29 protein-coding genes and 1 other annotated feature are annotated in these 25,794 nt (G+C 45.1%); of the genes, 27 read left to right on the top strand and 2 right to left on the bottom strand.

What is annotated here, in order from left to right; translation table 11 throughout:
* Positions 1–63: 63 nt before the first annotated feature.
* Positions 64–292, bottom strand: a binding site (T-box leader).
* A gap of 180 nt (positions 293–472) precedes the next feature.
* A complete protein-coding gene (locus tag AC3WU2_RS11655; RefSeq protein ID WP_018755280.1) occupies positions 473–1,387 on the bottom strand; it encodes a hypothetical protein in 915 nt (304 codons plus the stop codon).
* A gap of 66 nt (positions 1,388–1,453) precedes the next feature.
* On the opposite strand from AC3WU2_RS11655, the gene AC3WU2_RS11650 reads away from it, so the two are divergent.
* Genes AC3WU2_RS11650 through AC3WU2_RS11640 form a run of 3 tightly spaced genes read left to right on the top strand, consistent with a single transcriptional unit; the run spans position 1,454 to position 3,173 of the window.
* Complete coding sequence (locus tag AC3WU2_RS11650; RefSeq protein ID WP_018755281.1) at positions 1,454–2,047, top strand: CPBP family intramembrane glutamic endopeptidase; 594 nt, start codon at positions 1,454–1,456, stop codon at positions 2,045–2,047.
* A gap of 3 nt (positions 2,048–2,050) precedes the next feature.
* The gene (locus AC3WU2_RS11645) at positions 2,051–2,299 is read left to right on the top strand and encodes a hypothetical protein (protein WP_492454242.1); all 249 of its coding nucleotides are present in this window, start codon (positions 2,051–2,053) and stop codon (positions 2,297–2,299) included.
* Between the two features lie 25 nt (positions 2,300–2,324).
* Positions 2,325–3,173, top strand: a complete 849-nt coding sequence (locus AC3WU2_RS11640) for a metallophosphoesterase (protein WP_492454240.1) — start codon at positions 2,325–2,327, stop codon at positions 3,171–3,173.
* A 26-nt stretch (positions 3,174–3,199) separates the two neighbouring features.
* Here the strand turns inward: AC3WU2_RS11640 and AC3WU2_RS11635 are convergent, their stop codons facing one another.
* On the bottom strand, positions 3,200–4,042 hold the full coding sequence (locus AC3WU2_RS11635; RefSeq protein WP_492454238.1) for a polysaccharide deacetylase family protein: 843 nt from the start codon (positions 4,040–4,042) through the stop codon (positions 3,200–3,202).
* Positions 4,043–4,137: 95 nt separating this feature from the next.
* Between AC3WU2_RS11635 and AC3WU2_RS11630 the strand changes: the two genes are divergently transcribed.
* The 24 genes from AC3WU2_RS11630 (at position 4,138) to AC3WU2_RS11515 (ending at position 25,663) form a co-directional block, all read left to right on the top strand.
* Positions 4,138–4,572 carry a hypothetical protein gene (locus tag AC3WU2_RS11630; RefSeq protein WP_492454236.1) on the top strand — a complete coding sequence of 145 codons (435 nt, stop codon included), beginning with the start codon at positions 4,138–4,140 and terminating at the stop codon, positions 4,570–4,572.
* 355 nt (positions 4,573–4,927) lie between these two features.
* Positions 4,928–5,542, top strand: coding sequence for a genetic competence negative regulator (locus AC3WU2_RS11625; RefSeq protein WP_492454234.1), 615 nt, complete (start codon positions 4,928–4,930; stop codon positions 5,540–5,542).
* A gap of 129 nt (positions 5,543–5,671) precedes the next feature.
* Positions 5,672–6,364, top strand: a complete 693-nt coding sequence (prsW, locus tag AC3WU2_RS11620; protein WP_018755287.1) for a glutamic-type intramembrane protease PrsW — start codon at positions 5,672–5,674, stop codon at positions 6,362–6,364.
* Between the two features lie 274 nt (positions 6,365–6,638).
* Positions 6,639–8,000, top strand: coding sequence for a germination protein YpeB (gene ypeB / locus AC3WU2_RS11615; protein WP_492454232.1), 1,362 nt, complete (start codon positions 6,639–6,641; stop codon positions 7,998–8,000).
* 141 nt (positions 8,001–8,141) lie between these two features.
* A complete protein-coding gene (locus AC3WU2_RS11610) occupies positions 8,142–8,795 on the top strand; it encodes a flagellar brake protein (RefSeq protein ID WP_018755289.1) in 654 nt (217 codons plus the stop codon).
* A 63-nt stretch (positions 8,796–8,858) separates the two neighbouring features.
* Entirely contained in the window at positions 8,859–9,089 is a 231-nt protein-coding gene (locus AC3WU2_RS11605) for a hypothetical protein (RefSeq protein ID WP_018755290.1), read from the top strand.
* 134 nt (positions 9,090–9,223) lie between these two features.
* Positions 9,224–9,925, top strand: coding sequence for a (d)CMP kinase (gene cmk / locus AC3WU2_RS11600; RefSeq protein WP_492454229.1), 702 nt, complete (start codon positions 9,224–9,226; stop codon positions 9,923–9,925).
* Positions 9,926–9,928: 3 nt separating this feature from the next.
* A complete protein-coding gene (locus AC3WU2_RS11595) occupies positions 9,929–10,501 on the top strand; it encodes a lysophospholipid acyltransferase family protein (RefSeq protein WP_018755292.1) in 573 nt (190 codons plus the stop codon).
* A 111-nt stretch (positions 10,502–10,612) separates the two neighbouring features.
* Positions 10,613–11,848: a 30S ribosomal protein S1 gene (gene rpsA / locus AC3WU2_RS11590; protein ID WP_492454226.1), complete on the top strand. Its 1,236-nt coding sequence runs from the start codon at positions 10,613–10,615 to the stop codon at positions 11,846–11,848.
* 27 nt (positions 11,849–11,875) lie between these two features.
* A complete protein-coding gene (fni, locus tag AC3WU2_RS11585) occupies positions 11,876–12,937 on the top strand; it encodes a type 2 isopentenyl-diphosphate Delta-isomerase (protein WP_492454224.1) in 1,062 nt (353 codons plus the stop codon).
* A 31-nt stretch (positions 12,938–12,968) separates the two neighbouring features.
* Positions 12,969–13,604, top strand: coding sequence for a YphA family membrane protein (locus tag AC3WU2_RS11580; RefSeq protein ID WP_492454222.1), 636 nt, complete (start codon positions 12,969–12,971; stop codon positions 13,602–13,604).
* 54 nt (positions 13,605–13,658) lie between these two features.
* On the top strand, positions 13,659–14,981 hold the full coding sequence (gene der / locus AC3WU2_RS11575; RefSeq protein ID WP_018755296.1) for a ribosome biogenesis GTPase Der: 1,323 nt from the start codon (positions 13,659–13,661) through the stop codon (positions 14,979–14,981).
* A 21-nt stretch (positions 14,982–15,002) separates the two neighbouring features.
* Positions 15,003–15,617, top strand: coding sequence for a glycerol-3-phosphate 1-O-acyltransferase PlsY (plsY, locus tag AC3WU2_RS11570; protein WP_492454220.1), 615 nt, complete (start codon positions 15,003–15,005; stop codon positions 15,615–15,617).
* A complete protein-coding gene (locus AC3WU2_RS11565; protein WP_492454218.1) occupies positions 15,610–16,656 on the top strand; it encodes an NAD(P)H-dependent glycerol-3-phosphate dehydrogenase in 1,047 nt (348 codons plus the stop codon). Before plsY ends, AC3WU2_RS11565 begins: the two co-directional genes overlap by 8 nt.
* A gap of 76 nt (positions 16,657–16,732) precedes the next feature.
* Positions 16,733–17,005 carry a stage VI sporulation protein F gene (locus AC3WU2_RS11560; RefSeq protein ID WP_018755299.1) on the top strand — a complete coding sequence of 91 codons (273 nt, stop codon included), beginning with the start codon at positions 16,733–16,735 and terminating at the stop codon, positions 17,003–17,005.
* 126 nt (positions 17,006–17,131) lie between these two features.
* Positions 17,132–17,434, top strand: a complete 303-nt coding sequence (locus tag AC3WU2_RS11555) for a 2Fe-2S iron-sulfur cluster-binding protein (protein ID WP_492454215.1) — start codon at positions 17,132–17,134, stop codon at positions 17,432–17,434.
* Between the two features lie 206 nt (positions 17,435–17,640).
* Positions 17,641–17,985, top strand: a complete 345-nt coding sequence (locus tag AC3WU2_RS11550; RefSeq protein WP_492454213.1) for a 2Fe-2S iron-sulfur cluster-binding protein — start codon at positions 17,641–17,643, stop codon at positions 17,983–17,985.
* Positions 17,982–18,734: a YphF family lipoprotein gene (locus AC3WU2_RS11545; protein ID WP_492454211.1), complete on the top strand. Its 753-nt coding sequence runs from the start codon at positions 17,982–17,984 to the stop codon at positions 18,732–18,734. The genes AC3WU2_RS11550 and AC3WU2_RS11545 overlap by 4 nt, the downstream gene beginning before the upstream one ends.
* A 21-nt stretch (positions 18,735–18,755) precedes the next feature.
* Positions 18,756–19,502, top strand: a complete 747-nt coding sequence (locus AC3WU2_RS11540; protein WP_492454209.1) for a DsbA family protein — start codon at positions 18,756–18,758, stop codon at positions 19,500–19,502.
* A 13-nt stretch (positions 19,503–19,515) separates the two neighbouring features.
* Entirely contained in the window at positions 19,516–19,953 is a 438-nt protein-coding gene (locus AC3WU2_RS11535) for a disulfide oxidoreductase (RefSeq protein WP_492454207.1), read from the top strand.
* 375 nt (positions 19,954–20,328) lie between these two features.
* A complete protein-coding gene (gene spoIVA / locus AC3WU2_RS11530) occupies positions 20,329–21,807 on the top strand; it encodes a stage IV sporulation protein A (RefSeq protein WP_492454205.1) in 1,479 nt (492 codons plus the stop codon).
* Positions 21,808–22,005: 198 nt separating this feature from the next.
* Positions 22,006–23,109 (top strand): sugar ABC transporter substrate-binding protein, encoded by a 1,104-nt coding sequence (locus tag AC3WU2_RS11525; RefSeq protein WP_492454203.1) that lies wholly within the window; start codon positions 22,006–22,008, stop codon positions 23,107–23,109.
* A gap of 44 nt (positions 23,110–23,153) precedes the next feature.
* Positions 23,154–24,671, top strand: a complete 1,518-nt coding sequence (locus AC3WU2_RS11520; protein WP_492454201.1) for a sugar ABC transporter ATP-binding protein — start codon at positions 23,154–23,156, stop codon at positions 24,669–24,671.
* The gene (locus tag AC3WU2_RS11515) at positions 24,668–25,663 is read left to right on the top strand and encodes an ABC transporter permease (protein WP_379348224.1); all 996 of its coding nucleotides are present in this window, start codon (positions 24,668–24,670) and stop codon (positions 25,661–25,663) included. Before AC3WU2_RS11520 ends, AC3WU2_RS11515 begins: the two co-directional genes overlap by 4 nt.
* Positions 25,664–25,794: the final 131 nt, after the last annotated feature.

The following is a 25,794-nucleotide window of genomic DNA, read 5'->3' as shown; positions in this document are numbered from 1 at the left end:
GTGTAAACCTCCCTTTATTGGTTAAAAAAAATAAAAACTCTCAATCCGCATACTACTACCGTAGTAAGGGACGAGAGTTCAATTCGTGGTGCCACCCTAATTCGCTGCTAAACCATCTAGCAACCTCAATCGGTCCAAAGACCATGAACGATAACGGATTCTGCCGACTGCACCTACTTCGATTCAATGCAATAACTCAGGACTGCTGAACTGACTGTTGCATACCGCCGATTTCCACCAACCATCGGCTCTCTGTAGGCTGCCCTAGCGTTCGTTCCATCAATGCTTTTCACAATTTATTTCCAATAATGTATCATCGGAACTGAATAGTGTCAATAGGAACTTGCTGAACTGTGATGTTTGTCACACAATCTTCGATATTGGTAATGATATGTCACGTGAAGCCTTGATTCGAAGCGAACTTGAATAGTGATTCCTAGGTTTGTTATGATGCTAATACTGTGTTTCCCACTTATTCGTAGAAGAATGGGAGTTGTGGCAGTAGTTCATCTTTATAGTACCGGTTTTTATTTTTCTTAAACTCATTGGCTTTTATCGCATCGGTACGAAGTAGTAAATCGACGAATTGATGAATGTATTGGACGTTCAACTCGCCACTTTGTCCATTTTGAATCATTTGATCGATTTTCGTCGTAATATCTTGTGGGTAGTAAGGTTGATACATATTCTTCTCTAGCAGTATATTGGTGATGAGAAGATTCTTGACCGCAATCGGATAACTCTTCCACTCTGTAATCGAGACTTTCGGCTGGAATACGACTTGCTTAGGAATTTCCGAATTCATGGTAGAACTCCATTTTAATATGGCAAAATACATTTGTTCTTGGGCTCGTAAGGTGTAATTCATAGCGCTTTTGATATATTCGTCCTTCGCGAGTTGCTCTACTACAAGTGACCCGGGTATGGAGTTCGCCTTGCTAATGTATTTTGATGTACCCGTACTGAATAATTTTAATGATTTGAGATAGTTGGTCTGGGCATCTTGAAGTAATGGAGAAGTGCCATTGATCGCGCTTTGATTCGCTTGTTTATATTGTTCGTCGGCAAGTTTGCCAAGTGCGCGAACGATCGAGGCATTATCCGTTGTTGGATCGCCTGCATTTAATTGGTCCATATCCTCGAACCACGTATTCTGAAATTCTCGATACGGCAGTAGAACTGTGTGATAGAATGATACTAGATCTTGCTGCGGATACGTTCCGACTCGCTTTATTTGCTTGGTGGCAGCCGTCTTCGCGTCAAATGTGGCTTCCGTCCGATCGGTCCCAACTTTCAAGCCATAAAAGAAGGATCCAACCGCACAAATGAGCATGAAGATGAATCCGAGACTGAAAAAGAGATAAATTCTAGAGGGTCTTTTTTCCATGTGAAGCGCTCCTTCGATTACTTTGAGTTTAATTAGAATACAATACTTAGAACAGGCAGGACAATGATGAAAAAAATCAACTTTAAACGCTTCAAGCTCAGACAAGTGACGGTGAATGATCTCAATGACCGCTTATTATTGATTAATTTGTATATCACGCAAGCTCTTACTCTTATTATCGGTATTATATGGCTCATTTTTCAGAGAAGAAATCCGTTATCTCTATTATCATGGCCAGAGGGCATCGAATTTCTTTATTGGGGAGTCGGTCTCTCTGTTCTTGTCTTGGCTGCAGATCTTCTGGCGGGGCGATTTGTCCCGGAGGAGGCCATGAATGATGGCGGGATTAATGACATGCTCTTCAAGAAGCGGCCGCTCTGGCATATTTTCATCATTGCGGCGGTCGTATCGATCTGTGAAGAATTGTTATTTCGTGGTGCGATTCAGCATACCTTAGGTCCTTATTGGACGAGTATTCTATTCGCTGTGATACATGTACGTTACTTGAGACATTGGATTCCGACAGGGCTCGTGTTCGCGATCAGTTACGGAATGGGGTACATTTACATCCAAGCAGGGACCTTATGGGCACCTATCATCACACATTTCATCGTCGATTTCGTATTAGGACTGATCATTCGTTACCGGAGGGATTCATGATTCATGAGCAAGCAGTTAAGTCGAATTGAAAAGTACGGGCGTCGTAGTGCGCGCAAAGATAATGGTGGGCGGAAAAAAACAAAAACAGAGCGTCCGTTAGATTCGGAACAATCCGCAGAAGTTGGATCGCGACGGGAACTTCATCCCTCGTATCGAGGGAGATTAACGCGGCTCTTCTATCACTCGCTTATCGTACTTTTTATTCTATTGTTAATTGGTTTACTATATTGGGGACGCAAGATGATGGCATAATCAAGAGCGAGGGGAAGAAGTTATTGTGTTCTGGGTAATCATTGCGATATTCATCTTATTGATCGTGTTCGTTCTGATTCGAATGAGTTATGAAGCAACACATACGGTGATTCAACAGGAACATATTGCGCTGTCTGAACTACCGGAACATTGGACCGATACGACGTTCATGTTCATCAGCGATATTCATCGACGTAAAATCTCGGAGGAATTGGTAGAAGCTTTGATTGTGAAGCATCCACAGATTGAACTGGTGCTGATCGGAGGCGATTTGACCGAGCGTGGGGTGCCGCTTGAACGAGTGAGGCATAATATGCAGTTACTACGGAAGATCGCACCTATTTATGCAGTGCATGGCAATCATGATTACAATGCCGATTACAGACAATTGGATATTGTGCTTCGGGAGAGCGGCGTTCAAGTGCTTGATAATGAGGCGATATGGCTGGAAAAAGAAGATCAAGGTGTGTGGCTCGTCGGTTTAGATGATCTGCTCACGGATCGGGCGAATTTGAGGCTAGCTTTTGCTGAGCCGAGATTACAGCCAGCCTTTACGATCATGCTCGTTCATGATCCCGGCATCATTCAGCAATTGCATGACGAACCGATTCATCTGATACTGGCGGGTCATACGCATGGAGGACAATTTCGTTTGCCCGGGATCGGCCCACTTGTAACACATGGGATATACCGTCAATATTCGTGTGGATTATATACACTAGACAGAATTATTCGTAAGGGAAGCGACAAGCTTATCCAGGTATTCATTAGCAGAGGGTTTGGTACATCCCATCTTCCACTACGTTTATTTTGTCCTGCAGAGGTTCATATCATTACGCTCCACCAAGAAGAAAAGCAATCCAAAACACCTTAATTAGAGGTTCTGGATTGCTTTTTTTATTACATGACCTTCTCGAAATCAATGGCTAGCGGGTTGACGAACGTGTACCCTTTGTCTTCTAGTTTGGTCAGTAATTCATCCAAGGCTTCAACGGTCCAAGGCAATTCGTGCATCAGAATGTTGCTGCCAGGATGGAGCTGCTCCAATACATTTTTAATTACCGCATCAGGTTTGTTTTTGTTCTTCGAATCCCAATCGAGGGATCCATTCGACCATGTCATGAACAACATCCCGTTGTCCTTGACAATTTTGCGTACCGTGTCGTTACCAATACCGAATGGGGGGCGGAAGAACTTCGGTGCTTCTCCGATCGTATCTTTTACAATTTTCTGTACATCTTCAATTTGTTTTTTGATATTGGCCTCGGATTCCTTCTTCAGATTGATGTGATCCCAGCTATGATTGCCGATGATTTGTTCCCGGTCGTGGATTAGCTTTAACAGCTCAGGATGTGCTTTGACACGATATCCATTGACAAAAAATATAGCTTTGGCTTGATGTTTGTCCAAAGTATCAATCAGACTATTGATCATTTTCTCATCTTTTGGACCATCATCGAAGGTCAGCAGAACCACCTTCTTCTCAATCCCTTCCTGTGCAGGAACAATGTTATAGACTTTGTTCATGACGTAAGACTTGGCGATTGGGGCTTCTGTGCTTGCAGGCTCGTCAGTAGGCTTCTCTGATGATGGGGTTTGGGTATCGTTCGCAGGTGCTTGAGTTTCAGTACTGGCAATTGGCTGCACCGGAATTTTGTCTTGTTCAACACTTTTTTGGCCGCAAGCCGTGAGGCTGATGACGAGGGTGAGCAGAATGAACCATTTTGAGGTTGTAGGCTTCATGTTTGTTAGCTCCATTTCCTTATTTTAAACGGGATGAGTTTTAACTGAAGGGTCACAATATGTAATGATCTTATCATAAAGAGGAGGTTTTCGTCGTGAAAATGACAGCTTTTATGATTGGCGGTGTGCTTGGTGCGGCTGCAGCCGTATATATTAGCAACAACAAGCAGATGATGATGGCCAAAGCAGGTGATATGGGTCAATCCGTGAATGACTGGATGAGTAAAGCGAAGGATAAAGTAATTGAAGTGACGCTAAGCCCAGCGTTCGGGGATGCGACAGCTTCCTCAGCAACTTCAACAATGTCATCCTCAAGCCAAGCCCCAAGTAGCTCTGCATCGTCTACACCTTCTTCATCAGCCACTTCCAGCTTCGCATCCTCAACCATGTCTGATACCGAATTCGGTTCAGATCAGTCGTCAGGAGCAAGCCCAAGCAGCCATACTCAGCTGAAGGATCTGATTAATAAATCAGCTTCTGTCAAACGTGAAGTGGACGCCATTCTGAAAGAAAATAACACCTCCTTATAAGATGCACCAAGAAGATACGCTTATCAGCCTTAGTCAGGCGATAAGCGTATCTTCGGATTTATAAGAACAGTTTATTCGTGAGTAGCGTAAAATCATATAGGTTGAAAAAGAATCATGTTGCACATGAGAAATGTGTGATATGATTCTTTTTTTGTGCGTTTTTATTTTATCCTCGGTTCGAACTTACTAGTGCAAACGAGGAAATTTAGTGTTACCATGATATTTGAGGGCGTTTGTGAGCACACATTATATGTAATTTCATAAGCTGTTATAACCGATGCTTTCAATGGTATAATGGAAGATACATTTAATGATTTCTATATTATCAGCTTGATTGTTTAAGGAGGATCCTGTCATGAAAATAGAACGTCTAAGTACAAATAAGATACGGATTTTCCTTACGTTCGATGACTTGTCAGAGCGCGGAATCCAAAAAGAAGATATGTGGAGAGAAATCCCCAAAGTTCATGAATTATTCAGCGAAATGATGGATCAAGCCTATACAGAGCTTGGATTTGATCCAACAGGACCGTTGGCTGTTGAAGTGTTTGCACTGCCTGCACAAGGAATGGTGGTCATCGTGACCCGTGGAAAATATGATGTCCCTTCACTAGGTGTGAATTTAGAAGATGAGTTAGAAGAGGAAGTCTATGAGATGGAAGTAACCATGGAGCAAAGCGATACCATTATGTATGCATTCGCCGACTTCGAGCACCTCATCGATCTGGCCCATTTGATAGCGTCGCATGTCGAGGAGGAAGGAAAGTTATATTATTACAAAGATCGTTATATTCTACATCTAGAGCCCAAGGATTTAGAACAAAGTGCTTATAACGCGCTTATTGCTCTTCTCGCGGAATATGGAGAGGCGACTTCTGTGACCCCAGCGGTACTTGATGAATATGCCAAAGTCATTATGCCTTCCAATGCGATTGGTACGATTTGCGCTCATTTCACACCGCTGCAATAATCTTACGAAGTCAGTTTAGCTTCGCAAAACTAAGCTGATGCTTACGAAGTCAAAGTTTTACTCTGTAAAACTAAGCTGATGCTTACGAAGTCAGTTTTGCTTCGCAAAACTTTTAGGAGGTCATATTCGGTGCCTTTGTTCTCAATTCTAACGGCAGCAATCGCGCCGGGTATCGCGTTGCTTGTATATTTTTATCTCAAAGATCGATATGACAGTGAACCGATCTCCATGGTGGTCAAAATATTTTTACTCGGATTTCTCATTGTACTGCCGATTATGGTGATCCAACATGGGATACAGCTGTGGTTAGGAAATAATCCTTACTTATTCTCCTTCGGTATTTCTGCCGGAGTTGAGGAAGCTGTCAAATGGTTCGTGATCTATCATATTGTCTATAATCATACGGAATTCGATGAACCTTATGATGGTATCCTCTATACTGTCGCGGTCTCGCTCGGATTTGCAACCATAGAGAATTTACTGTATGCATGGTATAGCCATCCTTCGTTTGGTACCTTGCTCGTTCGCGCGTTGCTGCCTGTTTCTGGACATGCACTTTTTGGTGTCATGATGGGGTATTATTTCGGTAAAGCGAAATTCTCAGAAGGAAAACGCAAGAGACGGTATTTACTCTATGCGGTGGTTATCCCGCTCTTCTGGCATGGTGTGTATGACTACGTCTTACTCACCGTCAAAACGTATTGGATTTGGTACATCGTTCCTCTTATGGTGTATTTATGGTATCGCGGAATGATGAATGTGAGGAGCGCGAACTCTCGTTCGCCTTTTCGTCTATTAAAACGTGAAGAAATACAAGATTAAACGATTAAAATCCGGTTATACTTCATAATGAGGTGATCGGATGCGGGTCAAAGTTAGAATTCGGTGCAGGAACTGCGGAGAGAAATTTGTCCTCCGAGGGAAGAAAGAACGCGGCCGTATTGAAACAGGATTCAAACAATGTCTTTGTAATAATACCCAAGATTTTGAAATCGAAGAAGACCGTTATTAGGGCGATCGATCGGGAAATGCATAAAGCTTCCTTTTTTGAATCACACTAACGTCAGTTTGTGATGAGAAAGGAGCCGTTTGTACAATGTATAAGCGAATGAGTGCAGTGTTATTTCCGATTGTCGCCCTAATTTTGATTGCGACTGCTTACTGGGGATATCAACAGTACAAGCAGAAAAATGCGGTCATTTTAAAGGCGGAAAGCCAGTATCAGAGAGCGTTCCATGATCTCTCGTATCATGTTGAGAAATTACATAGCGAATTAGGTAATGCGCTCGCAGTAAATTCAGCTTCTCAAGGGATGCATCGTAAGAGTTTGGCTAATGTATGGAGAATTACAAGCGAGGCGCAGAGCGAGATCAATCAACTTCCATTGACACTGCTGCCTTTTAGTAAAACGGAAGATTTTCTGTCCCATATTTCGAACTTCTCGTACAAGGCTTCGATGCGTGATATGACCAAGGAGCCTTTGTCGAAGGATGAAATGAAAATGCTCAAGACACTCTATAGCAATTCGGAGCAGATTTCGAACGATCTTCAAAAGGTGCAGGCAACGGCACTGAAGAACAATCTGCGCTGGCTGGATGTGGAACAAGTCATGGCGAGCAAGACTCAGAAGATGGATAATTCCATCATCGATGGATTTAAAACCGTTGACAAAAAGGTCGGCAACTATCCTGAGATTAACTGGGGACCAGCCGTAGCGAGCGTGTATAGCAAACGTTCCGTTACGATGCTGTCAGGCCAGAATGCGACGAAGGAAGAGATTAAGAAGAAGGCATCCACGTTCCTCGGCGATCATAAGATTACGGATGTCAAAGTGGTTGAGAACGGGGCAAAGACAGAATACGCCTCTTACTCGGTTACAGGGAAACGCAAAGATACGCAAACGGTCGTTCATTTGGATTATACGAAGCGTGGCGGACATTTGATCAGTTATATGGATACACGAGACATTGGCGCGAAGAAGATTTCGAAGGATCAAGCGATGGAAGCCGCGCAGAAATTTTTGAATGAGCATAATTATCCGGAAATGGTGCCGGTAAGCTATGACGAATACGATAATATTGGCAGCACGATCTTTGCGCACAAGCAGCAAGGGATTATATTCTATCCAGAACGTATTACGGTACGTATTGCGCTGGACAATGGCGAAGTGACAGGGATTCAAGCGAGTGACTACGAATACAAAAAGCATGTATTTGATAAGAAAAATACGAAGCCGAAGCTAAGCGTCGAACAAGCGCGGAAATATTTGAACCCGGATCTCAAGGAGAGATTCAACCGCTTGGTGATGATTGAGAATGAGCTAGGAAAGCCGACCCTCTGCTATGAGTTTGTCGGCGATATCAACAGCGCCACCTACCGGATCTATCTCAATGCGAATACGGGCATGGAAGAGAACATTGAAGAGCTAAAAGGGATGAAACAGAAAAATCCTGCTTAATAATAAGATCCAACAGAGCCTTTCGACAATCCTGTCGAAGGGCTTTTGCTATTGACGCAATATGTTATAATATGGCTAGATTTTTGTATTCATTGATCGATGGTTAGACGAGAAGAAATTTAGATATGGCAGGTGATTCGGTTGTTACCTCGAGTAAGTGATCTGGTTTATATTCAAGTGGCTTCAACAGATGAACAGGAAGCGAACCACGAATATAAGTCCCGCATTGTAGAAATGGATGAGACTAATCTATTCATTGAAATTCCGTTAGATGAGCGAACGGGGCGATATAAGCCGCTTCATCTAGGCGATGAGCTCTCTGTATATTTTCTTACGGAAGGCGGCGTTAAGAACTACTTCAATACTTATGTGTGTGGGACACGTCAGGATGTTGTCCGAATGGTTGCCATTAAGAAGCCGGAACTCGAATCCATTTCGAAGATTCAACGTCGTAATTTCTTGCGCGTAACAGCTGAATTAGAGCTTGCCGTGAAATTAATGGATCAAGTGCAGTTCATCGCAATTACGGAAGATGTGAGCGGGGGCGGTATATCGTTTCGCTGTGACGCGAAATGGAATGTGAAGCCGGGTCAGCAAATATCTTGTTGGTTATTGATTCCTTATCGTAACGGTGCGGTTGAACACGCACAGTTCACTGCTGAGGCCGTACGTGTCAAGCCACTGACGCATGACAAGCAGCTCGTGATGATGAAGTTTAGTGAAGTCAGCGAGACGGAACAGCAGAAGATCATTCGTTTTTGTTTTGAGAAACAATTTGATTATCGTAAAAAATAACAGGCATAATTCATACATAATTTGGAAACAATAGCCTCCAATTCGTGTTGGAGGGTGAATCAGATGCGTAGGAATAAAGATCAGCAAGCGGAACAATATGTGCAATTATTTATTCAATTTGCGAACCGTATTGAGAAGCATTTGAAAAGATGGCTGTGGATATGCTGCTGCTTGCTCATCGTGTGTCAAATTCTGCTTCGAATCCCTATGGTACGCGGGTTTATCTCAGGTGTCGATCGTTTGGAAGGAGTTCCGATTTCAAGCCAAAAAATACCGAACAAATCGCTTCCATAGCGGATTATTTTTTGCATCTCTCTTCTTTGTGTGGTATAATTTTCACGTCGCAGGCAACGCCTGCTTTTTTCTTGAAATTTAAGGATGAATGAAGTCGTTTCGACTTGAGGAACGTTTTGAGGAGGAGCAACCTGTTGTTGAATGCGCAGCAAGGTACACTAGACAAGATCAACATTGCAATTGATGGCCCTGCAGGAGCAGGGAAAAGTACGGTAGCTCGTCAGGTCGCGAAGAAGCTTTCTTATGTGTATGTTGACACAGGAGCGATGTACAGAGCTGTAACATGGTTTATGATGGGCCACGACATTTCAGCAAGTGATACCGATCGTGTTCTTTGTGCCATGAAAGAGCTACATATTGAATTAATTCCCGGTGAACTGACACAACAGGTTATCGTGAATGGTGAAGATGTAACAAGCTATATTCGTACGAACGAGATTAGTCAGCATGCATCCAGTTATGCGAAGATTGGTCCGCTTCGATCCGTCCTCGTCGACATGCAGCGCCAGATGGCTGCGAGCAAAGGCGTTGTGATGGATGGCCGCGATATAGGTACACATGTGTTGCCACAAGCTGAACTGAAAATTTTCCTCACAGCAAGTGTTGAGGAGAGAGCTCAGAGGCGCTATCAAGAGATTAAAGATAGTCAACAGATTACGCTGGAGCAGCTCATGCATGATATTGCTGCACGTGATCGCCAAGATGAACAACGCGAAATTTCACCGCTCGTCTGTGCTGAAGATGCGATTTCATTGGACACAACCTCTATGAACATTGATGAAGTTGTGGATCAGATTATTGACTATTGCATAACCAAAACGGATGGAGCGAAGTAAATTATGTTGTATAATTTTTGTAGAGGCCTTTTACGCGGATTATATCGATTATTATTCCGTCTCGAAGCGATTGGCATAGAACATGTGCCGTCTGAAGGTGGCGTATTGCTCTGCTCGAATCATGTGAGTCTATTCGATCCGCCAACGGTGGGGATATGTTTGGAGCGCAAAGTGCATTTCATGGCCAAACAGGAATTGTTCAAGATTCCGTTACTCGGGAAATTAATTCATGAGCTAGGTGCGTTCCCAGTTAAACGTGGTGGGGTGAGTAAAGAGTCGATCAAGATCTCGCTCAATATCCTACGCGATGGCAAAGTAATGGGGATATTCCCAGAGGGTTCCCGGCATTCTGAAGGTGAAGGGAAGAAAGGGGCTGCAAGCTTTGCACTTCGAAGCGGCGCCGCTGTCGTACCTGTAGCTATTATCGGGAGCTATCGGTTATTCGGTAAAGTGAAGGTGGTATACGGCAAGCCAATTGACGTTACTCCTTTCCAGGAAGATCCGAAGACTGCAGTGGATACACTTACAGATGAGATCATGAATCGAATTGATCAATTAAAGCATCAATATCGATGATTTCATGCATGATTTTTTAATTTGGAAAGATACTACATTTTAATGGTTTTGAACGCTGCCCACTGTGGCAGGTTTAAATAAATGGGGCTTTGAACTGAGGAGGTATAACGAATGTCGGAAGAAAATGTGCAAGTTGAAGCAGTTGAGAATCAAGCAGATCTCGACAACATCGTATCCATCAAAAAAGGGGACACGGTGAAAGGAACAATCGTTAAGATTGAGGATAACCAAGCCATTGTTAGCTTTGGATATAAATATGATGGTATTATCCCGATTCGTGAGTTGTCTTCTGTACAAGTTGACAATGCAGCGGATGCGGTACAAATTGGCCAAGAAGTGGAGTGTAGAGTTGTGACAATTGATGATCAAAACGAAAAAATGGTATTATCCAAGCGTCAAATCGATAGTGAGAACGCATGGGAGCAATTGCAAGCAAAACTTGACAGCGGAGAAGTCTTCGAAGTTGTTGTAGCAGATGTCGTTAAAGGTGGCCTTGTTGCTGATGTAGGCACACGCGGATTCATTCCAGCATCGATGGTTGAGCGTCATTTCGTTGAAGATTTCAGCGATTACAAAGGTAAGACGCTTCGTGTGAAAGTTAAAGAATTGGATCGGGAGAACAACAAAGTGATCTTGTCTCAAAAAGACGTATTGGATCAAGAGTTCGAAGCGAACAAATCAAACATCATTGCAAACATTCAAGAGGGCCAAGAAATTGATGGTACAGTACAACGCTTGACGCAATTCGGCGCATTCGTTGATATCGGTGGCGTAGACGGTTTGGTTCACGTGTCAGAGCTTGCTTGGACGCATGTTGAGAAGCCTGCTGATGTGGTTCAAGAAGGTCAAAGCGTACGCGTTAAAGTATTGAAAGTAGATCCTGCGAACGGCAAAATTAGCCTTAGCATCAAAGCTGCTCAACCAGGTCCTTGGGATACAGCAGCTGGACAATTCAATATCAGCGATATCGTAACAGGAACAGTTAAACGTCTTGTGAACTTCGGTGCATTCGTAGAAATCGCTGCAGGCGTTGAAGGCCTTGTACACATTTCTCAAATCGCTCACCGTCATATTGGTACTCCTCATGAAGTATTGAAAGAAGGACAAAGCGTTCAAGTGAAAATCTTGGATCTGAACGTTGCTGAGAAACGTGTAAGCCTCAGCATCAAAGAAACAGAAGAAGCTCCTGCAGAAGCTCCTAAAGCTGAGAAACAACCAAGATCTTCGGCTAGAGCGCCTAGAGAAGAGATTAAATTGAACAACCCTAACGTATCGCTTAGCAACGAAGGCATGAGCTTCTCTCTTGCAGAGAAATTCGGCGACAAACTAAGCAAATTCAAAAACTAGAACAATTCATACGGGGGGAATGGAGAGATGCGTGTTTCGCGCAAAGTTGAGCATTTGCAGCATGCGCTGCAAACGGGTCAGAGCGGAAAACACGGACTTTCGGATATCCGGTTTGTGCATCAATGTCTGCCTGAGCAGTCTCTCTCTTCCGTGTCACTCGAATCGTACATCGGCGAGCTCAAATTGAGTTCGCCGATTGTTATTAATGCGATGACTGGAGGAGCACGTGAGACAGAGGCAATTAACCGTGATCTAGCAATAGCGGCGAGAGAGACAGGTATTGCAATGGCGGTCGGTTCGCAAATGTCTGCGATTAAGCATCCGGAAGTACGGTCTAGTTATACGATTGTTCGAGAGATGAACCCGAGTGGTCTGGTATTCGCCAATTTGGGAAGTGAGGCAACCGTTGAGCAAGCGAGAATGGCTGTCGATATGCTTTGTGCGAATGCCTTGCAAATTCATATCAATCCGATGCAAGAGCTCATTATGCCGGAAGGGGATCGGGATTTTCGAGGTGTCCTTGAACGCATTGCTCAAATTGTGCGCGCCATCGATGTTCCTGTCATCGTGAAGGAAGTCGGATTCGGAATGACCGTTGAAGCGGGCAAGAAGCTTCGAGATGCGGGGGTATCCGTGATCGATATCGGGGGATTTGGCGGAACGAATTTCGCTGCGATCGAGAACGCTCGGCGTGAGGAGTCGATAGGATGGCTGAATGACTGGGGAATTCCGACAAGTTGCGCTTTGTTGGAAATAGGACAGGCTATTCTACCGAACCGGATTATCGCTTCCGGAGGCATTAACAATGCACTTGATCTATGCAGAGCGCTGTCGATTGGAGCCGGAGCTGCAGGACTTGCAGGAACGTTCTTAAAGACATTGAACCAAGAAGGAATAGATGCAGTAATTCAGCAGATTACCAATCTCAATGATCAGCTATCGCTCATCATGACCGGGCTCGGCGCATCAAGAATCTCCGATTTGTGGCATGTACCGATGATCATTGGCGGGGAAACGGCGCATTGGTGTTACGCACGAGGAATCGATATTAGGGCTTACGCCCAAAGGCAGGATCCTCGGTTAAAATAGACTCGATTGACAGATAATAGGAGCAGTTGAGGTGATCCTATTGAACGCTGGTACAATCGCGTTATTGGTGTATTTAATTGTTCTGATATTACTTAGCAGTGGTTGGAGAGAAGTATTTATTTCATCTTTGTCCTATCGATCTTGTTTGTTGTTTATGATTCTTTTTCCCATTGCTGCGTTATTTACGATACCTATTCACTCTACCTTGACCTTGAATATGGGGGTGGTGGTTCTACTTGTAACAGCAGTATATTGCTTGGATAAGCTGGAACCATGGTATCGTAAAATCTATGTCATAACGGTTACCTTATTAATTGGCGTCGTATATGCGTTGTTCGGGCATTTCGTCATCTTGGATCCGATCTTTATCTGGGTGTCATCGCGATGGGATCCCGTTATCGTATCGGTGGCTTGCGTTCTTCTCGCGGTACATACCATTGAAGAACAGCTAATCATTATCACGGTTGGTTTCTTGTTTGGTGATGCTATTATGCAAGGAATGACAGGTGGGGCAGGAATCACGTTGGGGACGGCTGCATGGTACGATCAATGGTGGATTTCAATCATAACAGCAAGATTATGTGCGTGGTCTTTGGAGAGCGTCATGCTGCTCGGTAAGAATACGGCTGGTTTTTTCTACGAACGGCTTAAGAGCTGGAAGAAATAAAGAAATTTAGCTTCATGATAACTGTGAAGCATTCGATATAGGAGGAAATGGATTATGTCTAGACCCGTAGTAGCCATCGTGGGACGTCCTAACGTTGGTAAATCGACGATTTTCAACCGAATTATCGGGGACCGTCTTGCAATCGTTGAAGATAAGCCTGGGATTACACGTGACCGTATTTACGGTACGGCGGAATGGAATGGTGTTCCGTTCAGTGTAATTGATACAGGTGGTATCGAAATCGATGGCGAGGATGTTATTTTGAAGTCGATTCGTGTACAAGCTGAGCTTGCGATCGAAGAGGCTGATGTGATTGTATTTATGTGTGAAGCGAAGAGTGGCCTTACGAATGCGGATGAAGAGGTAGCTCAACTATTGTTCCGCTCAGGTAAGCCGATTGTTTTGGCCGTTAATAAAGTTGATAATCTAAGCCGTATGGATGAGATTTATGAATTCTACAGCCTTGGCTTAGGAGATCCTGTTGCACTATCGGGTTCGCATGGAACCGGGCTTGGCGATTTGCTCGATGTCGTTGTAGAGCTTCTACCTGAGAAAGAAGAAGAAGTATATGAAGAGGATGTCATCCGCGTCGCATTGATTGGACGTCCGAATGTCGGAAAATCATCGCTCGTGAATGCAATCCTAGGGGAAGAACGCGTTATCGTTAGTGATATTGCGGGGACTACTCGGGATGCGATTGATACACCATTTGAACGTGATGGACAGAAGTATGTTCTTATCGATACGGCAGGTATGCGTAAACGAGGTAAAGTCTACGAATCGACTGAGAAATACAGTGTCATGCGTGCGATTAAAGCCATTGAGCGAGCGGATGTTGTACTCGTCGTCATCAATGGGGAAGAAGGAATTATTGATCAAGATAAGCATATCGCAGGATATGCGCATGATGCGGGGAAAGCGTCAATCTTTGTCGTGAATAAGTGGGATGTTGTCGAGAAGGATGATAAGACCATGCAACAATTTACGCAAAAGATCCGTGATCATTTCCTATTCATGACGTATAGTCCGGTTGTCTACTTGTCCGCGCTGACGAAACAGCGCCTTCACAAGCTTCTGCCTGTTGTTCAGCATGTATCCGAGCAGCATGCACAGCGCATCCAGACGCATATTCTGAATGATATAGTCTCAGATGCGATTGCGATAAACCCTCCACCGACAGATAAAGGTCGCAGAATGCGGATTAATTACGTGACACAAGTGGCCGTGAAACCACCGACAATTGTTGTCTTCGTCAATGATCCTGAACTTATGCATTTCTCATATGAACGGTACCTTGAGAATAAGATTCGGGCTGCATTTACGTTCGAAGGCACACCGATTCGTATCTTTACACGGCGGAAGACCGATCAAGAATAGAGGATTAAAGGGAGGAGAACCGTGGTTCTAGCGATTATCTCAATCATTCTAAGTTATCTCATCGGTGCGATTAGCTTCAGTGTCGTCATTGCCAAATGGCTGAAAGGCATTGATATTCGCCAGCATGGCAGCGGCAACGCAGGTGCAACGAACACGTTACGAGTCCTTGGTAAAGGGCCGGGAATCTGTGTATTATTGCTTGACATGGCCAAAGGTGTCTTAGCGGTATGGCTAGGCAAGTGGATGGGCGATATTTCGGCCTGGGTTCCCGTTCTATGTGGTATTGCGGCGATTGTCGGACATAATTGGCCTATCTATTTTCGGTTCAAAGGCGGGAAAGGGATTGCGACGACGATTGGTGTCATGGCAACCCTTGCCTTCTTGCCATCCTTATTCGCGGGAATTACGGCGATTATTGTCATTGCTGTAACAAGGTATGTATCACTTGGTTCATTAATACTCTCCGCGGTATTGCCTATTCTACTCATTGTGATGAATCGTCCGTATGAAGTATTATGGGCGAGCCTACTCTTGTGTGTATTCGCATTCGTCAGACACCGTTCGAATATCGTGAAGATTGTTCAGGGGAATGAGAACAAGCTGGGTGCGAAGAAAGGGGAACGTCGCGTTGTCTAAAAAAGTAGCTGTCCTTGTAGCAGGAAGCTGGGGTACTGCACTAGCCAGCGTCCTTGCCAATAACGAGCATCATGTCATGTTGTGGTCGCGAAATGCCGATCAAGTGAAACAGATTAATGAACAGCACCGGAATGAACGTTATTTGCCCGGGGTTGATTTATCGCCTCGGATCGAAGCGACGACTTCGATGGAAGAAGCTGTTCGTGATGCGAAGGCTGTCTTGATTGTTGCTCCGTCATCTGCGATGAGAGCTGTGGCACGTGAGTTGAAGGCTTATCTTCAGGCTGATACCTTGGTTATTCATGCGACAAAAGGCTTCGAGACGGAGACGCTGAAGCGTATGTCTACCGTGATCGCTGAAGAATTAGAATGCGATGCTTCAGATATTGTTGTTTTATCCGGGCCAAGCCATGCGGAAGAAGTCGTACGGTTGTGTCCGACAACAGTTGTCGTCGCGTCGGCGAATCTTCAAGCAGCTGAAGAAGCACAAGATTTATTCATTAACTCCTTTTTCCGCGTCTATACGAACCCGGATGTGCTAGGAGTCGAGTTATCGGGTGCGCTCAAGAATATTATTGCGCTCGGAGCAGGTCTTTCAGATGGACTCGGCTATGGAGATAATGCGAAGGCAGCGCTGCTAACTCGTGGATTAGCTGAGATTGCAAGACTGGGTCTAGAGATGGGTGCGAATCCGATGACCTTCGCAGGACTTGCTGGTGTCGGAGATCTTGTTGTGACATGTACAAGTCAACATAGTCGAAATTGGCGGGCAGGGTCGAAGATCGGGCAGGGCAAATCGATTGATACCGTGCTGCAGGAGATGGGTATGGTCGTCGAAGGCATTCGAACCACCAAAGCTGCTTACGCGTTAGCGCGTGATTATCATGTGGATATGCCAATCACAGACCAACTCTATCAAGTGCTGTTCGAGAATAAACCAGGCAAACAAGCTGTGGAAGCGCTCATGGGTCGTGTGCGTAGGCATGAGATTGAGGAAATAGCGAAGACACAGAAGGAAGATTGGCTTAGAAATTCGTAGACTCTGTTCGTACGCCTACACCAAGCAGCTTTCCCCCTCATATGATGTGTAGAAGTTACGTCAGAGGAGGGGTACGATGGCCAAAAATGTGTCTAAGGATATATTAAATAAAGTGAAAGAGAAGACCGGTAAAAGTATAACCGAGAATCAAATCAAAAAATTAGCCAGCAATGTGAAACCTAGTACGATGCAAAGCGAATCCCAGCTGCGGGAACTCATTAAGCAAGTATCGAACATGGCTAAAATTCCAGTATCGGAAGCAACCGTCAATGACATCATTAAATCCGTAAAGAACAGCGGCGGCTTGAGCAATATGGAGTCTGTGATGAAGATGTTGATGAAGAAGTAGGTAACCGAAGAACAAAAGTGGACTCTGAGATTGGAAGAGTCATCTTTTGTTCTTTTTTTTTGAGTGCTATAATGTTGTGGGGCCTGTATGATATAAATAGTTGACAGCAGAGAAATGGGGGCTATTATGGGACAAGCAATACAGTTAATCGGTAAAAAAGTCACAAAATCTATCGAAGCGGAAGTTGGAAAGTCGATCCTCGACTTGGCGATCAAGCATGATGTGGACTGGGGTTTCTCCTGTACACGGGGTACTTGTGCACGCTGCCGGTGTACTATTGAGACAGGTACAGAGTTCCTGGAGCCGCCGACGGATGCGGAACGGAATCGTCTGGATGACGAAGAGATCGAAGAGGGTTATCGACTCGGCTGCCAAGCGATCATTCGTGAGGCAGGCGCCATTACCGCCAAGAACAAAACATACTTCTAGAAGGAAGTTCAAAAAATCACCTTATGATCACGAAGAATTATCGAGAAGCGGTATCGACATCGAATCTTGCATTCAACTTCGAAGTCTGGTGCTCATTTAGGTTTTGCCTAAACTTCGCTCCTCCTTCTTCAGTTTTATGCAACCTTCTCGATGCTGATAAGCCGATTTTTTGAACAACTATTTAACTCAAAAGTGAGGCATATCCGATGCAGTGCGAAGTAACATTTGAACCGGAACATCGAAAAATACAAGTGAGACCTGGCATTTCCATATTAGATGCAGCACGACGCGCCAAAGTCGCCATTCGTACGCGATGTGACGGAAGGGCTTCTTGCCTAATGTGTAAAGTTGAAGTGCTGAATCAAGAAGGGCTAATGCCTCCGACGCAACAAGAAAAATTAAAACTGGGCTCGCTCGTCGAACGTGGTATTCGGCTTGGTTGTCAAGCGCGAGTTAGCGGTGATACGTCGGTTAACGTCCCGGAAGATCCGCTCAAAGCAGCGATTCGGAAGCAGCTTGCCCGTCAGAAACAGGAGGATGACTGGTTGTGATTGCAAGAGCACGTATCAAGTACATACGAACAGCCGGGATCATGGTGGTGCTTACCATGCTGGCCTTATCAACAACGGGATGTCTGTATCCCAAGGAACTCCGCGCGGAGAACCAGGTCTCTTATCGTGAGACGGTTTTGCTTGTGCAGAATGCAGTAGAGGCATATCAGAAAGAGAAAGGTATATTACCCATTATGACGAGCGGTACAGATGTTCCGAAGTTCGAGAAATATCGGATTAACTTCGAACCCCTGGTGGATGGGAAATATTTGAGTGATGTGCCGAATGCTTCTTACGAAAAGGGCGGTCCAGGTTACTTCATCATTATCAACGAGGAAACCAAGCCTGCAGTAAAATTGATGGATCTGACGGTCTACCAACATATGAATGATATTCAGAAGCTCGTCGATCAGTTCGCGAAAGCGCATCCAGGTACCTTGCCGCTGGGGAATGAATTGTATCCAGATTTCTATCAAATCGATGCAAAGCAGCTAAACGGTAAAATGCCAGAGATCAAGAGCGTCTATTCCGGGGAAGCGGCACCAATCATGATCGACAAGAAGGGGAAAGTCTATGTCGATTATGCTGCAGATATTGTAACTGCAATCCAGAAGGCAGGGGGAAATGTGAATGCTAAGGTAGTGGATTTACGTGATTATTTGGTCGAGGCGTCCTTCTATTCACCGGTAAAATCAACAGCATATCATTGGGTGAATGAGCAGCCCGTTCCTGTGCGAAGTAAAGAATAAATCATTGGAGAGGTGACCAAGATGGGCGAGAGCAAACTTAAGAAAAATTCGTCAACATATAAGGGGAATAAGTCAAAGTCGAAACCGAACAACAAATTTTTTGGATGGTTTCTAGGGATTGTCGTTGTGTTACTAATTGGAGCATTAGCAGCCATTAGTGCCCTCTCCCCATCCAAAGCGGATGGGCCGCCAGTTGAAGGCAAGAAGTATGAGATCTCGACTGTTGGGCAGCCGGTCTTAGGAAATAAAGATGCCAAAGTAGAAATTGTGGAGTTCGGTGACTACAAGTGTCCATCCTGCCGTCAGTTCGAAACAGATGTGTTCCCGAAATTGAAAGAGCAATATATCGATACGGGTAAAGCGAAAATAAGCTTTATCAATTTCTCGTTCATGAGTGAAACATTTAAGCTGTCAGATAACGATTCGAAGCGTGCTGCACTGTTCGGTGAAGCGGTATATAAACAGAACCCAGAGGCGTTCTGGACGTACTACCAGCATCTATACGAGCAGCAAGGTGATGAACGTGAAATATGGGCAACAGAAGAGATGCTCTCGAATATCGTGAAGGATATTCCGGGCATTGATGTGGAGAAGGTCAAGAAAGAGGTTCAAGAAGGGCTGTACGATAAAGAATTGGATAACGATCACAAGATTGTAAATCAGCTTGGCATTACGTCAACCCCGACCATTTTTGTCAATGGTCAACCGATGGGTGAACCAACTCTAGAGAGTGTCTCCAAATTGATAGAAGCCGAGCTGGCGAAATAACGGAGGGCTTTTCATGAGACAATGGATGCTGAAGTATGGGCTCTATGTTGCGTGGCTCATTTCCATAATTGCAACCGTAGGAAGTCTATACATGAGTGAAGTGCTGTTGTATGAACCGTGTCGATTGTGCTGGTTCCAGCGCATCTTGATGTACCCGCTCGTAATTATTCTAGGGATTGCCGCTTATGAACATAATACACGTATCACCAGATATGCACTGCCGCTTGTCCTGATCGGCGGCTCCATTTCGACTTGGCATATTCTTGAGCAGAAGATTCCTGGAATTGCGAAGCTGGCGCCATGCAAAGTGGGTATTCCTTGCAATTTTGACTATTTGAATTGGTTCGGTTTTATTACGATTCCTATGCTGGCTTTAACAGCATTTGTTCTTATTGCCATCGTACTTATCATCATCGGACGCGGAGCACAAGACCAAGAGTCTGATCATTAATATTTAGTAAGTCCTTCAAGCGGGTAACCGTGTTGAGGGGCTTTTTATTTTGTTAGAGGCAAATAAGATGAATATGGTTGCCATTCCGCTCATATATCATACTTGGAAGGCTTCATGGACGGTAACACCTCGAAGAGAGAGATGACGAGAATCTATTTTTTTACAAACAAACGTCATATTTTTTCCACTCGCTCATAAGATGTTACTAGTCCAAATGCATGTACGAGTTAACGTCGCATTGCGCGCATTTCGCATAGTTGATTCCTGGCGGCGGCAAACACTGGCGACAACGGCAACAGCTCATACGTTGCAGTGAATAGTGATCAAGTTTTCTGGTAGATTCGTCTATCAGAGAAATTTTAGGAGGGGATATCAGTGGAAAAAGTGGACATTTTTAAGGACATTGCTGAGCGTACCGGCGGGGATATTTACCTCGGGGTCGTCGGTGCGGTCCGCACGGGAAAATCAACCTTTATCAAACGGTTTATGGAGACGGTTGTTTTACCCAACATAACAAGTGATGCAGACCGCGCTAGAGCGATTGATGAGTTACCTCAGAGTGCTGCGGGCAAAACGATTATGACGACTGAACCGAAATTCGTACCGAACAATGCGGTACAAATCCGGGTCGCTGAAGGCCTTGATGTGAATGTGCGCGTTGTGGATTGTGTGGGCTACGCGGTATCGGGTGCCAAAGGATATGAGGATGAGAATGGACCTCGCATGATCTCTACGCCTTGGTTCGAAGAACCGATTCCATTCCAAGAAGCAGCAGAGATTGGGACGCGCAAAGTCATCCAGGAGCATTCGACGTTAGGCGTTGTCGTAACGACAGATGGTACGATTGCTGAAATTCCTCGCAGCTCCTATGTTGAGTCCGAAGAGCGAGTCATCGCTGAATTGAAGGAAGTCGGCAAGCCGTTCGTCTTAATCATTAACTCCACGCGCCCTCGCAGTGATGAGGCATTGCAATTACGCACCGAACTCGCTGCCAAATACGATATTCCTTGTATGACGCTCAGCGTCGCCACGATGGGTGAAGAAGATGTGATGGGCGTATTGCGCGAGGTACTCTACGAGTTCCCAGTGCATGAAGTGAACGTCAATCTTCCGAGCTGGGTGATGGTGCTGAATGATAACCACTGGCTCCGGAGCAACTACGAGAACTCTGTTCGCGATACGGTGAAAGACATTCGCCGGTTGCGTGATGTAGATCGCGTTGTGGCTCAATTTATGGAATATGATTTTATCGATCGTGCAGGACTGAGCGGAATGAATATGGGTCAAGGAGTTGCCGAGATTGACCTATATGCACCGGATGAACTGTATGATCAAATCTTGATGGAAGTCGTCGGCGTTGAAATTCGTGGGAAAGACCATCTCTTGCAGTTGATGCAGGAATTCAGCCATGCGAAGCGGGAATATGACCGTTTCTCCGAAGCGTTGGAAATGGTCAAGACGACGGGTTATGGAATCGCAGCGCCGACGCTTGCTGAGATGCAGCTCGATGAACCTGAGCTCATCCGTCAAGGTTCAAGATTCGGTGTACGCTTGAAGGCAACTGCACCGTCCATTCATATGATCCGTGTGGATGTTGAATCAGAATTCGCACCGATCATCGGTACCGAGAAACAGAGTGAGGAACTGGTACGTTACTTAATGCAAGACTTCGAGAACGATCCGATCAAGGTATGGGATTCAGATATGTTCGGTCGCTCTTTGCACTCCATCGTGCGCGAAGGCATTCAAGGCAAAATTGCGATGATGCCGGATAATGCCAGATATAAACTGCAGGAGACACTTGGACGAATCATCAACGAAGGCTCTGGCGGTTTGATCGCAATCATTTTATAGGACCATTTCATTCCATATTTAAGCAAAGAGGCGCTTACAAAAGCGTCTCTTTGTCGTTTTCCGGGAAAATTAGCCAAAAACTTTCATAAAACCAATTTACAAGGTCGGAATTAAAGGTTATAGTATTGCTTAACGAATCTATGGGAAATGGTTCCTGTAGATTACTAGATTAAGAACTTGTTACGGGGGGAAATGAAAATGAAAGCAAAGCTTGGAACAGTAAGTAAAAAGTTGACGTTAATTTCCTTGATCTTGATGTTATTCATCATCAGTGCATGCGGCGCAAAGGATACAGCAAGTGATGTCAAAGCAGATGCCGGCTCAGAGAAGACAGCAGATGCATCGAAGGATCTACCGCTTAAAGGAAAGAAAATCGCACTCGTGATGCAATTTAACATCGGTACATTCTCGCAGCAATATATCGAAGGTGTGAAGGAAGAAGTGAAGAAGTTCGGCGGTGAAGTGAGCGTATTCGCTGCAGATAGTGACCTGACGAAAATGGCTTCGAATTTGAATGTTGCGATTACACAGCAGTTCGACGGGATTCTAACGGATCACGGAACGGCTGAAGCGCTTCAGGCGGGCATTCAAAAAGCTGTAGATAGCAAGATCCCCGTGGTTGCTTTTGACGCGGATGTCAAAATTCCAGGTGTCACTGTGCTTCAGCAAGGCGATCAGAAGATGGCAGAAATGACGCTTGAGCAAATGGGCAAAGATATCGGCGGTAAAGGTAATATCGTTAAAGTATGGGTTGCAGGTTTTGCTCCAATGGAACGCAGACAAGTAGCGTATCAAGATTTCCTGAGCAAAAATCCGGATATTAAAGAGGTTGCAACGTTCGGCGCAGCGTCCGCGAATACAGCACTCGATACGCAAGCTCAAATGGAAGCGATATTGAAGCAATACCCGAACAAAGGTGACATTTCAGCGGTATGGACAGCTTGGGATGAATTCGCTAAAGGTGCGTCACGTGCCATTCAACAAGCAGGCCGCGATGAGATTAAAGTATATGGTATCGACATGAGCGACGAGGATTTGCAGATGATTCAAGACAAAGCGAATCCATGGGTAGCATCCGCTGCAGTAGATCCGAAGGATATTGGCCGCGTCCAAGTTCGTTATCTCTATCAGAAACTGCATGGTGACACGACAGATGATACGGTAGTACTTGACCCTGTATTCATTCACCGAGATGCGCTTCCTGCGGAGCAAGTATCGACGACTGATCTGTCCAAATATATTAAAGGTTGGGGCAGCAGTTCCCAAGGATTACAAGATTGGATGAAAGATTACGAGAAATAAGGAATAGTACATTGAACAACAGAGCGAAATGAGGTTCGAATGCGATGACTGCAAACCAAGAGACGTTACGTCTAACGCGCATCACGAAGTCGTTTGCGGGAATTCCGGCGCTCAGCGAAGTGGATTTCACCGTTCATTGCGGTGAAATTCACGCGCTTCTCGGCGCAAATGGAGCTGGCAAAAGTACATTGATGAAAATATTGTCCGGTGCCTACACCCTAGATTCCGGATCAATCACGATTGGTTCACAAGAGATTCAGATGCAGTCGCCATCGGATGCGAAACGACAAGGCATCCATTGTGTATACCAAGAGGTAGATACCGCGCTTGTACCGCAGATAACCGTTGCCGAGAATATCCTACTAGACCGACTTTCCAACAGGGAAGGCGGTTTATGGCATTCTTGGGGACAAATCTATCAGGAAGCAGAAGCAGCGTTAGCCAAATTAGGCGCATCGATCGATGTTCGTCAAAAAGTAGAAGGACTGAGCCTTTCCGAGAAACAAATGATCTTAATCGCGCGAACGTTGGTGGAGAAAGCGAAGTTTATTATTTTCGACGAACCAACGGCGCCGCTCAGCCATGAAGAGACGAATAACCTATTCCGTGTCATGAAGCAAATGAAAGAGGAAGGAATTGGTTGTATCTTTATTTCCCATCGATTGCCGGAAGTATTCGAGCATAGTGATCGAGTGACGGTTATGCGCGATGGCAAGCATGTGTATTCGGAATCCACTTCGAGATCTTCCATTGATGAGGTGATCGGGCAAATGCTCGGCAAATCCTTCGATGAAGAGTTTCCGAAGCGGACGGTACCTATCGGTGAGGTCTTGCTCAAGACTTCGCAATTGACTTCGGGGAACAAGGTCAAGCAGGTCAATCTCGAGGTTCGTGAAGGAGAAATCGTGGGCGTGGTCGGACTTGTCGGCGCAGGAAAAACGGAGCTATCGAATGTGTTATTTGGCTCACTGCGAAGTGATAGCGGACACGTACAGTTACGCGGGACATCACTTAGGCTGAAAGAGCCTACAGATGCGATAGATGCAGGGATCGTGCTCGTACCAGAAGAGCGTCGCAAGCATGGGATTATGGTCGAAGACTCCGTACAGCACAATCTAAGCTTGCCGCTTCTCAAGCAGCTTAGCCATTTCGGCTTCGTTCGCAGCGCGATGGAACAGGCACATGCGGGTCGCCTCATTGAGCGTCTGGGTGTGAAGACTTCTTCCATGAAGCAGCAAGTAAAGTTTCTAAGCGGCGGTAATCAGCAGAAGGTTGCGATTGGGAAATGGGTAGAGACCAAAGCGGATGTATTTCTCTTCGACGAACCGACGAAAGGTGTCGATATTGGGGCGAAGAGCGACATTTTCCGATTGATTGGGGATCTTGCCGAGCAAGGCAAAGGCATTCTTTATTTCACTTGTGAATTTGCGGAAGCCATCGGTATTGCGGATCGGATTTTTGTGATGTGTGAAGGCAGAATTGTGAAGGAGTTCCGTCAAGAAGAGGCAACACAAGAGAAACTATTGTATTACGCAAGCGCAGGTCGGGAGGAACAGGCATGAAGAACAATGTGCTGCAATTATTATTTCGGTATGGATCATTATTTGTCATTTTTGGCGTTATACTCTTTTTCTCTTTAACGCTTCCACACTTTTTCAGTTATGCGAACTTGGCTGATATTCTACGTTCGATTTCAATCGTAACCTTCGTAGCTATCGGGGTAACCCTTTCGCTGATTGTAGATGGATTTGATTTGTCTGTAGGATCGACCGTTTCGATCTCGACCGTCGTTGCGGCATCCTTGATGGTATGGTATGAGCAACCGCTCTATATCGTCATTTTGGTTCCGCTATTGATCGGGGCCGTCATTGGTTGTGTCAATGCTTTCTTTATCGTGAAAATCCGCATTCCAGACTTACTCGCGACGCTTGCGGTCATGTATATCGTATCTGGATTGCATAAGACATACACGTCCGGCTACTCCATTTATAACAACATGCAGTTCCAAGATGGCACGAAAGCGCCGGGTAAATTCAGTGAATCATTCTTATGGCTAGGACAAGGCGAATGGCTTGGGATCCCGATTCCCGTCATCTTGCTTATTATCGCCGTAGCCGTTGTTCATATTTTCTTGACGTACACGCGCTTCGGCAGACAAATGTATGTCACAGGTGGGAATGAAGAGGCTGCACGGTTGTCTGGGATTAAAGTCAAAAAAGTACGTACGCTTGCTTATATCGCTTCCGGTATGTTCGCAGCATTTGGAGGTGTCTTGTTCGCAGCACGGATTGGATCGGGGCAGATCGATGCGGGTGCGCCACTCCTCATGGAAGCTGTTGCAGCGGTATTCGTCGGATTCTCCGTAATGGGTGCAGGGAAACCAAATGTGATCGGGACATTTTTCGGCGCTGTCTTGATTGGGGTACTTGTGAACGGATTAACGATGATGAATGTGCAGTATTTTATGCATGATATTATTAAAGGTATCGTCCTTGTCCTCGCTCTTGCAGTCACGTTCTACTACCTGCATCGGACCAGATCAGGGAAGAATTAAGCAAAGTTTTGGATTTTTCAATCGTATTATGCGCTAAAACAACCGTGGGCACTTGAAATTCTGGGCACAGTGTATTACTATAAGTTTGTTCCTGCCTGCACGAAGGTGCCGGGCCGTTTTGAGAAAGACGA

The organism is Paenibacillus sp. EB106-05-06-XG162 (assembly GCF_058791655.1).
The sequence above is the reverse complement of the archived record's forward strand: the minus strand, read 5'-3'. Positions and strand labels throughout refer to the sequence as shown.